Source organism: Marinobacter maroccanus (genome assembly GCF_002933275.1).
GTDB lineage: Bacteria > Pseudomonadota > Gammaproteobacteria > Pseudomonadales > Oleiphilaceae > Marinobacter > Marinobacter maroccanus.
On record NZ_PSSX01000011.1, the window covers coordinates 13,637 to 25,817 of the forward strand.

Here is a 12,181-nt window from a genome sequence, read left to right on the forward strand (position 1 = left end):
GGGGATCAGTTCGCGGCCTGGACGCGATCCAGCACCTGACCTTCCATGGTTTCCAGCCCTGGGGGAACCGGCGGATACCATTTGATATTGTTGATAGCGGCTTCGTCGAAGCTTGCGCGGTAGGCGTCCCGAAGATCGGCCTTCACAAACTCATCGGCACCTTTCGATGCGGTAAAGTTGCCCGAGGCATTGGTAATACGGGCGGCGATTTCCGGCTGCATCACGAAATTGATCCACTTGTAGGCGGCTTCTTCGTTTTCGCTGCGACGGGGAATCGCAAAGGTATCGATCCAGCCCAGGGCGCCGGATTCGGGGGCAACAAACCGGATGTCCGGGTTCTCGGCATTCAGTTTCCAGCCGCCGGCATCCCAGGCCATGGCCGCTTTCACTTCACCGGTACGCAGCAGGGCCAGCAACTGATCGCCACCGGTCCAGTAGGTTTTCACGTTGCTCTTGCAGTCAATCAGCTTGTCCTGGACCTTCGCCATGATCGACTCGTACTGGTCCCGGTCATCGTAGGCGGCGAACGGGTCCATCCCCATGGCAAAGGCGAAACCGATCAGGGTCGGTCGCTTGAGCCGGTAGCTGACCTGGCCCTTAACACCGGAATCACACAGGTCGGTGTAATCGGTCACCATATCCGCCACCGAGCTGTGCACGATCAGACCACTGGTTCCCCACACCGAGGGCACACCATAGTACTTGCCATCCAGTTCGGTGGAATCCTGGGTCGCCTTGACCATGGACGACTGTAACTGGTCCGTGGTTACGCGGCTGAAATCGATGGGTTTATAGATATTGAACTGGCGCTGAACGCCGACAATGCGGTCCTGGCTGGGCTGGGCCAGATCAAACCCCGCCCCGCCCGTGGCGCGGAGCTTGGAAATCATGTCTTCATTGTTGGAGAGGGTCACCTTCACATCGATGCCGGTCTCCTCCTCGAACTGGGCGACCACATCATCCGGCGCGTAGCCCCCCCAGGTAATCAGGCGCAGCTCTTCAGCCAGGGTGCTGCCGGAAAAACCGGCGGTGGCAAGGGCTGCAGACAGCAAAAAAGCACGGTTCCGTGTCGAACGAGAGGAAATGATCATAACGTGTCCTTACTGATGGCGATTCCAGAAGTTTGCTAACCATTTGTTATCAGGAAGTTATAGACCATGTATTGCAGTTTTGTGAAACCCGGCGCAAAAAAACGGAGGCCGCAGCCTCCGTTTTCTGTCGTGCAATGACGTATCGACGCGCTTAACGCCCGGACTTCAGCATTTCCCAGTACTTGGCATAAATCTGAAGGGCGTCGTCGCCAATGTCGGTCTGGAACTCGGCATTGATCATGTCGGTGGCGTTCGGATAGCTTGCCCGGTTATTCGCGACTTCGTCCGGCAGCAGGTCCCGGGCCGCCAGATTTGGAGTGGCGTAACCGATCTCCTCGCTGATCAGGGCGGAGATTTCAGGCTGCAGTACGAAACTGATGAACTGGTGGGCCGCTTCCGGATTCTTGGCGTTCTTCGGAATCACGAAGCTGTCCAGCCAGGCAATGATGCCTTCCTCCGGATAGACGTACTCGAGCGACTCCATGGTGTCTTTGCCCATAACCGCTTCGCCGTTCCAGATCATGCCGACATCGGTCTCGCCTTCCAGATAGGGCATGCGGGGCGCATCGGAGTTGAAGGTGCGAACCGAAGGCATCAGCTCGGAGAGCTTTTCATAGGCCGCCTCGATTTCATCCGGATTGGTGCTGTTGCCAGAGTAACCCAGTACCCGCAGGCCAACGTGGAAGACTTCCCGCATGTCGTTGGTGAGCATCACCCGGCCATCGAAGCGGTCTTCCCACAGGTCTTCCCAGGCGGTGACAGGCTCACCTTCGATATCTGCGGTGTCCACCGCAAGGCCAGTGGTACCCCAAAGATAGGGCACGGAGAATTTGTTCTCCGGATCGATATCCAGGTTCACCAGCTCCGTGTCCAGGTTGTCAAAGCCCTCGATCTTGCTGCGATCGATTGGCAGCAGCAGGTCTTCCTGGCGCATCTTGCTGACGTAATAAGTAGACGGCACCGCCAGGTCATAGGCTGCGCTGTCATCCAGCAGCTTCAGACGGGCATACATGGCTTCGTTACTGTCGTAGGTGGTATAGACCACCTGAATGCCGGTTTCCTCGGTGAAGCGGTCAAGCACTTCCTGAGGCATGTATTCGGACCAGTTATAGAGGTTGAGAACCTGGGGCTCCTCGGAACTACACCCCGTCAATCCCACTGCCAGCAAGCCGGCCAGTGCCAGTTTCTTCATCGTTTGCTCCTTATCAGAATCCATTGAGACAACATCAGCATAACCAGTGAAAACACCAGCAACAGTGTGCCCAGGGCATTCACCTCGGGTTTCAGGCCCACACGCACCATGGAGTAGATGCGCAGAGGCAGAATTTCATAGCTCGGACCACCCACAAAAGTGCTGACCACCACATCATCGAGAGACAGTGTAAACCCTAGCAGCCAGCCTGCCAGTAACGCCGGCATGATCACCGGGATCAGCACGGTGCGGGTCATCGTGAAGTCAGAGGCACCGAGATCCCGGGCGGCCTCGGGCAAACTCTCATCAAAGCCGCTCAACCGGGCCATCACCGTGATCACCACGAAGGGCAGACAGAAGGTAACGTGAGCCAGTAGCAGCGATACATAACCAAGCTGCAGCCCTACCAGCAGGAACAGGGCCAGCAACGAAATGGCCAGGACAATTTCCGGCGACATCATCACCACAAACAGCATGCCGTTGAGCAGCTTTTTGCCCCGGAACCGGTATCGGTGAAGAGCCAGGGCGGTCAGGGCGCCGATCACCGTGGATATGGTGGCGGCAGACAACGCCAGCCAGAGAGAATTCCACATGGCATTGACCATGGCCCGGTTATTAAAAAGCGCCTCGTACCAGCGCAGGCTGAGCCCGCCCCAGGCATACCCGGTTCGGGATTCATTGAACGAGAACACCACCAGCACCACGATCGGCACATAGAGCAGGATGTACACCAGGGTCAGATAGGTGCGGGGCAGCCATCGTGTCATCACGCACCCTCCTCGCCAATTCGCCGTTTACTCAGGCGGTGCGCGAACATGAGGAACGCCATGGTCACAGTCAGCACGATGCTGGCCGCAGCGCCGAAAGGCCAGTTGCGGGCATCAAGGAACTGGTTCTTGATCACGTTACCCACCAGCAGATTGCGGGAACCGCCAAGAATATCCGGCACAAAGAAAAGTCCCATGGCTGGCAGCAAGACCAGCATAACGCCGGCCAGAACTCCCGGCAGGGTGAGCGGGACAATCACGTGGATAAAGGTGGACAGCCGACCCGCGCCCAGATCGTGGGAAGCCAGCAGCAGTTCCTGCTTCAGATCCTCGAACACCGAATACAATGGCAGGATCATGAACGGTAGCAGCAGATACACCAGACCAATGATCACGGCGCCCTCGGTGTAGAGCAGCTGCAGGGGCTCATCGATCAGCCCGATCGACATCAGGGCGCTGTTAAGCAATCCGTTGGTGGCCAGGATCAGCTTCAGGGCGTAGGTGCGCACCAGAGAGTTGGTCCAGAAAGGCACAATCAGCAGGAAAATCAGTATCAGCTGGCGCTGTTTGCCAACCTTGGAGAGCGCCCAGGCAAACGGATAGCCAATCAGCAGGCACACCAGCGTGGTCATCGCCGCCATGTACAGGGAGTGCAGGAAAACCTCCAGATACAGCGGGTCAAACAGCTGGCGATAGGCATCCAGATTCAGGGGCAGGGACAGGAACGAGACCGGGTCCCGGGTCATGACACTGGCACCTACCACCAACAGGTTCGGTGCCAATACCAGAAACAGAAGCCAGCCCCAGACCAGAATCAGAACGGCAGTCTTGAACGGCTGCTGCATAACGCTATGCATCGGCCGACACGTCCTCTTCGGGTAAGGCTTCGCCGGTTTCCCCTGGCAACAACCATTCCCAGCCGTCCACCCAGCTGACCTTGACCGGCTCGCCCAGACGGTAATCGAATGCCGGATCGTCCTCGTCAAAAAACTCGCTGGCCAGCACTTCGGTACCGTCGGCAAGATGAATCACCGAATCCAGGGTACTTCCTTTGTAGTTACGCTCGACAATCTTGCCCGCTACACCCTGTTCGTCAGCGGGGTCCAAAACTCTGATATCTTCAGGGCGAAGCAGCACGTTGAGGGGCTGGCCCCCGCTTACCGCGAAGTCCGGACGACGCAGTGTTCGCTTGAGGCCGAAAACATCCACGGTGATGGAATCGTCGTCGACCGTTTCCACCGTGCCCGGGAAAAAATTGGTCTCGCCAACAAACCGGGCGGTAAACAGGTTGGCCGGTCGCTCGTAGACCTCCCGGGGCGTTCCCAGTTGCTGAACCAGGCCATCCTTGAGTACCACCACCCGATCCGACATCGACAGCGCCTCTTCCTGATCGTGGGTCACGAACACAAAGGTGATGCCAAGCTCCCGTTGCAGGCGCTTCAGCTCAACCTGCATGGTGCGGCGTAGCTTGTAATCCAGGGCCGAGAGCGGTTCATCCAGCAGTAGCAGCCGCGGCCGTTTGACCACCGCCCGGGCGATAGCAACCCGCTGCTGCTGGCCGCCGGACAGCTGATGTGGCTTACGACGGGCGAAATCCTGCAACTGAACCATGGCCAGTGCCTCATCAACACGCTGGCGAATCTCGTCCTTCGGGCGCTTTTCCATTTTCAGGCCATAGGCCACGTTGTCGAACACCGACATGTGGGGGAACAGCGCGTAATGCTGGAATACGGTATTCAGGGGACGATTTTCCGGAGCGGTGTGGGTGAGATCTTCTCCCGCCAGGGTGATGGTGCCCTCATCCGGATGCTCGAAACCTGCCATCAGGCGCAGCAGTGTGGTTTTACCGCAACCGGAGGGCCCCAGCAGGGTAATGAACTCGCCGTCGTAGATCTCAAGATCCAGACCGTCGAGCACCGTTTTGCCACTGAATTGCTTGGAGAGATTGCTCAGGGATAGCAGTGTCTGTTTCATCGGCGCTGCCCAAAGAATGAGCGGCCTATTTTTCCAGAAACCGACGCAAACAAAAAGGGGCGCCGGGGTAATTCAGCCCCGATGCCCCTGTGTCTGGCAGCGCGTTCAAGCCTCCGACAGGCTGGAACGCATCGTCAGAATTCAGTCTTCGGCCACACTGTTCAGGTAGGCCTTGTCTGAAATGTTGGTCCACTGACGAACCTGCTTGAGGTAGTCACGCTGGGACTCGATGATTTCTTTTGCCAGCGGGTCCTTCTCAGCGGCTTCGGCCAGCAGCCGGTTGGTGGTGCTGCGCAGGGCATCAATGACTTCCGGCGGGAACACCTTGTGGGTGACATCCGGGTAGTCTTCCTTCATGCGATCCCAGGCCACGCCGCTTTGATGGGTGCTCTGGATGTACATGTCATAGGCGGCAGTTCGCATGGCGACACGGAGAATTTCCTGGAGGTCTTTGGGGAGGCTCTCCCAGGTTTTCTTGTTGATCAGGAACTGAACCTCGGCACCTGGCTCCTGCCAGCCCGAATAGTAGTATTTGGCGATCTGATGGAAGCCCATCTGGAAGTCCAGTGCAGGGCCGACCCACTCAACCGCATCAATCGTGTTGCGTTCAAGAGCGGTATACAGCTCACCCGGTGGCAGATTGGTAACCGCAACCCCCAGCTCGGACATCACCTCGCCGGCAAAGCCCGGAGTACGCATCTTCAGGCCCTTCAGGTCTTCCAGCGAGTTGATTTCCTCGCGGAACCAGCCGCCCATCTGGTTGCCGGTATTACCACCCGGGAAGGACAGCATGCCGTAGGGCTCATACACCTTCTGCATCAGCTCCATGCCTTCACCGTGGTAGAACCAGGCGTACATTTCAGGTGCAATCAGCCCGAACGGGATGGTGGTGAAGTACATGGCGTTGGGGATGGTGCCCTTGTAGTAGTAGGACGCGGTATGCCCCATGTCGTACTGGCCGTTGCGCACCAGATCAAAGATCCCGAACGGCGCCTTGTGCTTGTTGGACGGATCAATGCGGATCTGCAGCCGGCCATCCGACATGGTTTCCGCCATGTCCGCCATATGCTGAACCGTCTCTCCCAGTACCGGAGAGTTGGGTCCCCAGGTTTGCGCAAGGCGCAAGGTATAGTTCTCCTCGGCTACCGAAGAGGTGCTGAACACAGTAGCCGCAGCGGCCGCGGCCGCAAGCAGTGTTTTCCGGATTGTCATTGTGTTGGCTTCCATTATTGTTGGTATGAAAACAGGTATTTCTGTCGCGCAACCATCATAGCTTCCTCATGGTGTTCCGCCAATCGGCAGAACACCATGAAGCGGGATCAGACCTTGAACTGCCCGACCAGATCCCGAAGGTTCTCACCCAGGCGCGCCAGTTCATGGCTGGCTTCGTTGGTCTGGGTTACGCCGGTATCACTACGTTGGGCCGCATCAACGATCCGCACGACGTTCTGGTTGATCTCTTCGGCCACCTGGCTTTGTTGCTCTGAGGCTGTTGCGATCTGCGTCACCTGATCGTGAATCTTGCCAACGGAGGTCTCGATGGTTCGCAGTGCGCTGGTTGCATGGTTAATCCTTTCGACGGTTTCCGTTGAGCGGTTGCGTGATTTGTTCATCCGCTCAACCGATGCCTTGGATTCAGTCACAAAGCCGTCAATCATGGTGCGAATCTGATCGGCGGACTCGGCGCTGCGCTTCGCGAGCTGACGCACTTCATCGGCAACCACCGAGAAACCACGACCATGCTCGCCGGCCCGGGCGGCTTCGATCGCCGCATTGAGGGCCAGCAGATTGGTCTGTTCGGTCACGGCATGAATGACATCCAGTACTTGCTGGATCTCGTCGGATTTCTCCGCCAGAGCGTTGATGCTCCTGGCCGTATCCTCGATTTCCTCGGACAGTTTGTTTACCGCGCCCTGGGCACTGCTAATGGTTTCGCCACCCTCGCGGGCCATGCGGTCGGCGTCTGAGGCTGAACTTTCAACCTCGTTGGCATTGCCGGAAATCTGCTGGATGGTCGCGGCCATTTCATTGATCGCAGAGGCAATCTGGTCAGTCTCGGAGCCCTGCTCCTGGACCGAAGCCCGGGTTTCATTGGCTACCCGGCTCAGTTCTTCGGCGGCGGACGCCACTTGATCCGTAGTCGCGCCAACCTCACGCATGGTGTCCTGGATCTTGACCACGAAGGCGTTAAAGCGCCGGCCCAGCTCAGCCAGCTCGTCATTACCCTCGTCCGGCAGACGCTGGCGCAGGTCACCTTCGCCGTCGGCAATTTCCTGCATCATGTTGCTGACGCTCTTTAACGGCCGGGTCACGCTACGACCAACGAAGATGCCAATCACCAGGGCAATCGCGACAACCAGGACTGTGACCAGCAGGATAAAACCCAGAGTTTCGGCCATACCGGCCTCGATTTTCTCACGGGCGGCGGCCACCTGCCGATCAATATCAGTAATGTAGACACCAGCACCTATCATCCAGTCCCAGTCGGGGATGAGGGTAGAGTAGGACATCTTGGGTTCTTCATTGCCGGAAGCCGGGTTCATCCAGTCATAGCCGTAAAAACCATCCTCCTCGGCCGCCGCAAATAGATCCCCCACCAGACGTTTCAGAGTCGGATTATTGGTTGGCCCTTCTTTGGAAGGATCGGGAGCATAGGCCAGGTTGTAGACATCACGGGTGTAGGCAAACACATAGTTGGTTTCATCAAAACGGATCGTGCGCAAACGCGCTGCTGCTGCCTCCTTCGCTTCCTCTTCGCTCAAGGACGGATCATTCTTGGCCTCCAGCACCACCGCTTTGGCGGCATCAACCAGGTTCTGCAGACCAGCCTTGCGCGCTTCCAGGAGACTACTCTCAAGGCGTTCAAGTTCAGCTTCGCCGTTTGCCTGAATCTGATTGGCGGTGATCCAGGCAAGAGTTGCCGCCGTAATCAGAACCGGGACCATTACGGCCACAAGCAGGCGACTTCGTATTTTTAAGCGACTCAGAACATTCATCGTACCGGACTCCAAGAGAATAGCTGTTGATGCGGATTATCCACAGACCCACTCAGGTGATCTGTTCCAGTTTGTTAAGAGAGATTTCAGCAAACGGCTCATCGCCTGTGCCGCTCTATGGATAAACGGATCTTCCGCCAATGTTTTCAGATAAGTAGAGTAACGGCAGTAACCTAAATGTCTTGAGCAAGCGTTAGACTAAAGGACCACTACGAAGGTAGGCCAATGAAGCACCTGTTTCTGGTACGCCATGCCAAATCCAGTTGGGCTGACGAGTCTCTCTGCGACCGTGAGCGACCCCTCAACGCCCGGGGTGAAAGCCAACTGGCACCGCTGGGCAAAGCCCTGAAGGCCGTCGGCGCCTTCGAGGGCGAAGTTTACTGCAGTGACGCCACCCGAGCCCTGGCGACCCTTGAAGGCGCACGACCGGAAAATATCATGCCCGGGCAATGGCACACCCGAAGTGAGCTTTACACATTCGACTACCGACGGCTGACAGCCTGGCTGGAAGCGCGGGGAGACGACTCCCGGGTTACCCTTGTAGGTCACAATCCCGCCTTGCTGGAACTGGCCCAGTGGCTGTTGAAACAACCTCCGGAACAGCTACCGACCGCCAGCTTCATCCACATCCGGCTTTCGATCAAAAACTGGCACCAGATTGGTCGCGGCAAGGGCAAACTGGTGGCGCTGATGACGCCACAGGATTACAGCTACGCCCACTTCGAACGGAAACTGAAAAAGAAAGCCAGAACCACGGGGGACGACCCGGCAAAGGACATCCCCAAGGCCCTTCACCACCAACATAACCGGCTGAGACAACTTGAACGGGGCGTTGTACTTGGCCTCGATGACGAATTCCTGCATCAGTACCGGATTGCCATTCGCCGCAGCCGGGCCATTGCCGAATCGGTCCAGGAAGTCACCGGTGACAAGGCACTGGCAAAGGCGGTCAAAACCCTGAAACGGCATGCCCGAGCCACAGGACCGTTACGCGATCTGCACGTGTTCCTCCAGGACCTGCCCGAGTTGTGTGGCGACAACTCGGAAATCCGGGCAGCCCTGCAGATCTGGTTCGAACGGGAAGCTGCCAACCGCCACAAAAAACTGGTAAAGCGCCTGCAGAGCAAGCGCTATCACGACAGCATGGAACACTGGCTGAATCTCATCGACTCCCGGAAGTTCCAGAAGTTGGCTGGAACGCTGAGGGCAAAAGACATCCGAAAGGCAGTGGAACGTCGTATCAAGGAGTTCAACAAACTGACTGCCGAGCTGATGCATACCTCACCAGACGAGGATATTCATCGGCTGCGCAAGCAACTCAAACGAATCCGTTACCTGATGGAGCTGGACGCCAGAACCTGGAAGCCCCAGCTGAAAACGCTCAAGGCACGGCAGCAACTTTACGGCCATTTTCAGGATCTGCATGTCCAGATCGAGTTGCTTGACCAGTTCCGCAAGGCAGCCCCGGAGGTTTTGCCCGCCGCTCTGGGCGGCATTCTGGAAACCCTGGAAGAGCGCAAGGCGGACGCCCGGAAACAGATTCTGACCCTTGGAGGACTCGATGGAGCCCCGCTATGACACGCTGTTCTACGACGGACAATGCCCCCTGTGTGCCAAAGAGATCCGCACCCTTCGCAAACTGCAGCGTGGCAATCTGATTTTTGCGGACATTCACGAACAGCATGACGGCAGCAGCAATCTGCCGGGCCACGAAGCCCTGCTCAAACGGCTGCATCTGATGACCTGGACTGGAGAGTGGGTCATCGGCCTGCCTGCCAACGTTCGCGCCTGGTCCCACACGCCCTTTGGCTTTCTGTTCAAGCCCCTGCTGTGGCCCGGCATCCACCAGATCGCCTCGCGTATCTACGGCAAATGGGCAGACAAGCGGTATGAGCGCAAGTACGCCTGTGCCATTGGTAACAACAAAGCGGCCTAGCCGGGAAAACCGATAGTTTCCAGATTGGGTGGACGGTAGTCGGCATCCAGCCGCCAGCGTTCTGCCACCGAAGCGTGAATCGTCGTTTCAATGTTTTTCGGTTTCAGGTTTCGGACCAGCGGTTTCGAGAACCGGAAAATATGTCGGCGTGAGTTGTGCAGCCTGGCCCGCGCACTCGGACTGATCCCCCCTGGCAGGTGCTCTTCCAGATCAAGCCCGGCGTTCCTGGCCTGACTCACCATCCAGTCAAGGGCGATATCCGAGGCAAACAACCCCTGATCGTCCGCCGCGTAGCCTCCGCCAATATCACTGTGGGAGCCCGCAAACCACACCTGTTCAAGATCCAGCCCGCTCCGGGGCTCCCAGAGGGTGGGTTCAAAGTCCTCCCGACGCTCGTCAATGGCGAGGGCGTGGCGGGCAATGCGTACGTTGCTTCCCAGCTTGGTGTCGTAGAACTCATCCTTGCGATCAAACAGGCCCATCAATGAAAAGGGCACACCCAGGGCGCCCACCGTATCCCAGGCTCCCACGAACCGTATTTCCCGGGACTCATGACTATGCGCTTTGCGGAATTCCACCGACCGGGCGCCCGAAGGCGCCCAGGCGGCACCGGTTTTTTTATAGTGATCGAAAGCCTGCTGAATCAGCCGGGCATCGGGCCGCTTGAGGATCCCGCAGTTGTTGATCAGCCCGCACAGGGAGCGAACGGTGTAGGCGCCGCGACTGAATCCAAACAGGTAAATGTCGGTGCCGGGTGTAAAGTTCTGAACAATATAGCGGTAGGCATCCATGATGTTCTTATGGATGCCCTGACCGGTCACGCCGCCAACCACCGCATTATGGTAGGAGCCAATTCCCCAGTCATAGAACACATGCTGGGGCCGGCCATCAGAGCCGATGGGACGTATGGCCCTGGCGACTCTCAGTACATTGGTGGGGACATCTTTCTGCAGATCTTCTTCGGGACGATTCCATGTGCCGTCAGCACACACGACGAGGCGCTTCACCATGGCAGACTCCTTTGCCAAGCATGTGGTCAGATTTTAACCACAGTATAGCTCAGGGCCGGTCATCCGGCGGCGCGCCCTCCTCACATTTCCGGCAATCAAGCTCAAACCCGAGCATGGATTCCCGTCCCTCTTCCGTCGTAACCCATGGCCGGTTCACCCAGGGTGGCGTGTGCCGCACATGCTGATTGTGCCCACACGCTAGCTGGGCCACCCAGTGGCTTTCTTCGTCCTTGTGATAACCGGTGATGGGCTGTTTCATTTGACCTCCTTCGTACATATGCGGGGTGACGCCAGGCGGCCCAAACCCTTATCCTGAGATATAACCTTATTCCACCAGTTTGAGGAGTTCAGCCATGAAAACTGCCCACGATCTTGTAGAAGCCGCCAGGAAAGACATTCAGGAAGTGCCCCTTGATCAGGCGGACGATGCCATCAAGAACGCCGATCTTCTGCTGGATGTGCGTGATGCGGATGAGTACCGGGCCGGTCATATACCGGGTGCCGTGAATATCTCCCGTGGTCTGCTGGAGTTCAAGTTTACCAACGATCCGGCGTTCGAGAGCCGCGACATGAAGATCGTGTGTTACTGCAAGACGTCCGGACGGGCGGCACTGAGCGCCAAAGCCCTGAAGGAAATGGGCTATATGCATGTGCAGTCCATTGCCGGCGGGTTTGATGCCTGGCAGGAAGCGAACAAACCTGTGGCCAAGCCAGAACTGCCATCCTTCGAGTAATGGGCATCTAGAGGCAGCAGGCCTTGTACTTCCTGCCGCTGCCACAGGGACAGGGGTCGTTACGACCGGGCTTGAGCTGGCCCTCGCTGGTATCGCCCCGAAGGTAATACCAGCGACCCTGCTCCCGAACGAAATCGGAGTTTTCCTCGAGAAATCCCCAGCCCTTGCCCAGGTGGTAGAGCGCACGGAAATGAACTGTCCCACTCTCACCTGACTCATGAGAGCTCAGGATCTGCAAAGAGGTCCAGTCAGGGGAGTCTGCCAGACTGAGCGTCTCCGGCCGCGCGCTCGGGTGCCAGGTGGTTCGCAGGTACTCCGGAAGATCGAGAACGAACGCCGCGTAACGGGATCGCATCAGCGCCTCCGGCGATGGCGCAGGTTCGCCCTGATGGAAGGGCTGGCAGCAATCAGCGTAAGATTTACCGCTGCCACAAGGACAGCTTCCATTTTCAGACTGTTGTGTCATCGGGGACAATCTTTT

13 protein-coding genes are annotated in these 12,181 nt (G+C 57.6%); 3 read left to right on the forward strand and 10 right to left on the reverse strand.

Going from position 1 to position 12,181, the window contains the following annotated elements:
• Nucleotides 1–5: 5 nt before the first annotated feature.
• The 7 genes from KEHDKFFH_RS12735 to KEHDKFFH_RS12765 form a co-directional block, all read right to left on the reverse strand.
• Complete coding sequence (locus KEHDKFFH_RS12735; protein WP_104322271.1) at nucleotides 6–1,091, reverse strand: extracellular solute-binding protein; 1,086 nt, start codon at nucleotides 1,089–1,091, stop codon at nucleotides 6–8.
• A 151-nt stretch (nucleotides 1,092–1,242) separates the two neighbouring features.
• Nucleotides 1,243–2,283, reverse strand: coding sequence for an extracellular solute-binding protein (locus KEHDKFFH_RS12740; protein WP_104322272.1), 1,041 nt, complete (start codon nucleotides 2,281–2,283; stop codon nucleotides 1,243–1,245).
• Nucleotides 2,280–3,050, reverse strand: coding sequence for a spermidine/putrescine ABC transporter permease PotC (gene potC, locus KEHDKFFH_RS12745; protein WP_104322273.1), 771 nt, complete (start codon nucleotides 3,048–3,050; stop codon nucleotides 2,280–2,282). The genes KEHDKFFH_RS12740 and potC overlap by 4 nt, the downstream gene beginning before the upstream one ends.
• Nucleotides 3,050–3,907, reverse strand: coding sequence for a spermidine/putrescine ABC transporter permease PotB (potB, locus tag KEHDKFFH_RS12750; RefSeq protein WP_092031182.1), 858 nt, complete (start codon nucleotides 3,905–3,907; stop codon nucleotides 3,050–3,052). The genes potC and potB overlap by 1 nt, the downstream gene beginning before the upstream one ends.
• Entirely contained in the window at nucleotides 3,900–5,024 is a 1,125-nt protein-coding gene (gene potA, locus KEHDKFFH_RS12755; RefSeq protein ID WP_104322274.1) for a spermidine/putrescine ABC transporter ATP-binding protein PotA, read from the reverse strand. The genes potB and potA overlap by 8 nt, the downstream gene beginning before the upstream one ends.
• Before the next feature lie 141 nt (nucleotides 5,025–5,165).
• Nucleotides 5,166–6,236 carry a TRAP transporter substrate-binding protein gene (locus tag KEHDKFFH_RS12760; protein WP_192875785.1) on the reverse strand — a complete coding sequence of 357 codons (1,071 nt, stop codon included), beginning with the start codon at nucleotides 6,234–6,236 and terminating at the stop codon, nucleotides 5,166–5,168.
• 107 nt (nucleotides 6,237–6,343) lie between these two features.
• Nucleotides 6,344–8,020 (reverse strand): methyl-accepting chemotaxis protein, encoded by a 1,677-nt coding sequence (locus KEHDKFFH_RS12765; RefSeq protein WP_104322275.1) that lies wholly within the window; start codon nucleotides 8,018–8,020, stop codon nucleotides 6,344–6,346.
• Nucleotides 8,021–8,245: 225 nt separating this feature from the next.
• On the opposite strand from KEHDKFFH_RS12765, the gene KEHDKFFH_RS12770 reads away from it, so the two are divergent.
• On the forward strand, nucleotides 8,246–9,598 hold the full coding sequence (locus KEHDKFFH_RS12770) for a CHAD domain-containing protein (protein ID WP_104322276.1): 1,353 nt from the start codon (nucleotides 8,246–8,248) through the stop codon (nucleotides 9,596–9,598).
• Nucleotides 9,582–9,956 carry a thiol-disulfide oxidoreductase DCC family protein gene (locus KEHDKFFH_RS12775; RefSeq protein WP_104322277.1) on the forward strand — a complete coding sequence of 125 codons (375 nt, stop codon included), beginning with the start codon at nucleotides 9,582–9,584 and terminating at the stop codon, nucleotides 9,954–9,956. The genes KEHDKFFH_RS12770 and KEHDKFFH_RS12775 overlap by 17 nt, the downstream gene beginning before the upstream one ends.
• Here the strand turns inward: KEHDKFFH_RS12775 and KEHDKFFH_RS12780 are convergent.
• Both KEHDKFFH_RS12780 and KEHDKFFH_RS12785 read right to left on the reverse strand, forming a co-directional pair.
• Complete coding sequence (locus KEHDKFFH_RS12780; protein WP_104322278.1) at nucleotides 9,953–10,966, reverse strand: DUF2235 domain-containing protein; 1,014 nt, start codon at nucleotides 10,964–10,966, stop codon at nucleotides 9,953–9,955. The genes KEHDKFFH_RS12775 and KEHDKFFH_RS12780 overlap by 4 nt on opposite strands.
• 49 nt (nucleotides 10,967–11,015) lie before the next feature.
• On the reverse strand, nucleotides 11,016–11,225 hold the full coding sequence (locus KEHDKFFH_RS12785) for a DUF3565 domain-containing protein (protein ID WP_104322279.1): 210 nt from the start codon (nucleotides 11,223–11,225) through the stop codon (nucleotides 11,016–11,018).
• 94 nt (nucleotides 11,226–11,319) lie between these two features.
• Here KEHDKFFH_RS12785 and KEHDKFFH_RS12790 point away from each other — a divergent pair, with 94 nt between their 5' ends.
• Nucleotides 11,320–11,700, forward strand: a complete 381-nt coding sequence (locus KEHDKFFH_RS12790) for a rhodanese-like domain-containing protein (protein ID WP_104322280.1) — start codon at nucleotides 11,320–11,322, stop codon at nucleotides 11,698–11,700.
• 7 nt (nucleotides 11,701–11,707) lie between these two features.
• Here KEHDKFFH_RS12790 and KEHDKFFH_RS12795 read toward each other — a convergent pair whose 3' ends face one another.
• Nucleotides 11,708–12,166 (reverse strand): YchJ family protein, encoded by a 459-nt coding sequence (locus KEHDKFFH_RS12795; RefSeq protein WP_104322281.1) that lies wholly within the window; start codon nucleotides 12,164–12,166, stop codon nucleotides 11,708–11,710.
• Between the last annotated feature and the right edge of the window lie 15 nt (nucleotides 12,167–12,181).

Coding starts and splice junctions, on each gene's coding strand:
- KEHDKFFH_RS12735 (WP_104322271.1), bottom strand. CDS start 1,091: ATGATCATTTCCTCTCGTTCGACACGGAACCGTGCTTTTTTGCTGTCT.
- KEHDKFFH_RS12740 (WP_104322272.1), bottom strand. CDS start 2,283: ATGAAGAAACTGGCACTGGCCGGCTTGCTGGCAGTGGGATTGACGGGG.
- potC (WP_104322273.1), bottom strand. CDS start 3,050: ATGACACGATGGCTGCCCCGCACCTATCTGACCCTGGTGTACATCCTG.
- potB (WP_092031182.1), bottom strand. CDS start 3,907: ATGCATAGCGTTATGCAGCAGCCGTTCAAGACTGCCGTTCTGATTCTG.
- potA (WP_104322274.1), bottom strand. CDS start 5,024: ATGAAACAGACACTGCTATCCCTGAGCAATCTCTCCAAGCAATTCAGT.
- KEHDKFFH_RS12760 (WP_192875785.1), bottom strand. CDS start 6,236: ATGACAATCCGGAAAACACTGCTTGCGGCCGCGGCCGCTGCGGCTACT.
- KEHDKFFH_RS12765 (WP_104322275.1), bottom strand. CDS start 8,020: ATGAATGTTCTGAGTCGCTTAAAAATACGAAGTCGCCTGCTTGTGGCC.
- KEHDKFFH_RS12770 (WP_104322276.1), top strand. CDS start 8,246: ATGAAGCACCTGTTTCTGGTACGCCATGCCAAATCCAGTTGGGCTGAC.
- KEHDKFFH_RS12775 (WP_104322277.1), top strand. CDS start 9,582: ATGGAGCCCCGCTATGACACGCTGTTCTACGACGGACAATGCCCCCTG.
- KEHDKFFH_RS12780 (WP_104322278.1), bottom strand. CDS start 10,966: ATGGTGAAGCGCCTCGTCGTGTGTGCTGACGGCACATGGAATCGTCCC.
- KEHDKFFH_RS12785 (WP_104322279.1), bottom strand. CDS start 11,225: ATGAAACAGCCCATCACCGGTTATCACAAGGACGAAGAAAGCCACTGG.
- KEHDKFFH_RS12790 (WP_104322280.1), top strand. CDS start 11,320: ATGAAAACTGCCCACGATCTTGTAGAAGCCGCCAGGAAAGACATTCAG.
- KEHDKFFH_RS12795 (WP_104322281.1), bottom strand. CDS start 12,166: ATGACACAACAGTCTGAAAATGGAAGCTGTCCTTGTGGCAGCGGTAAA.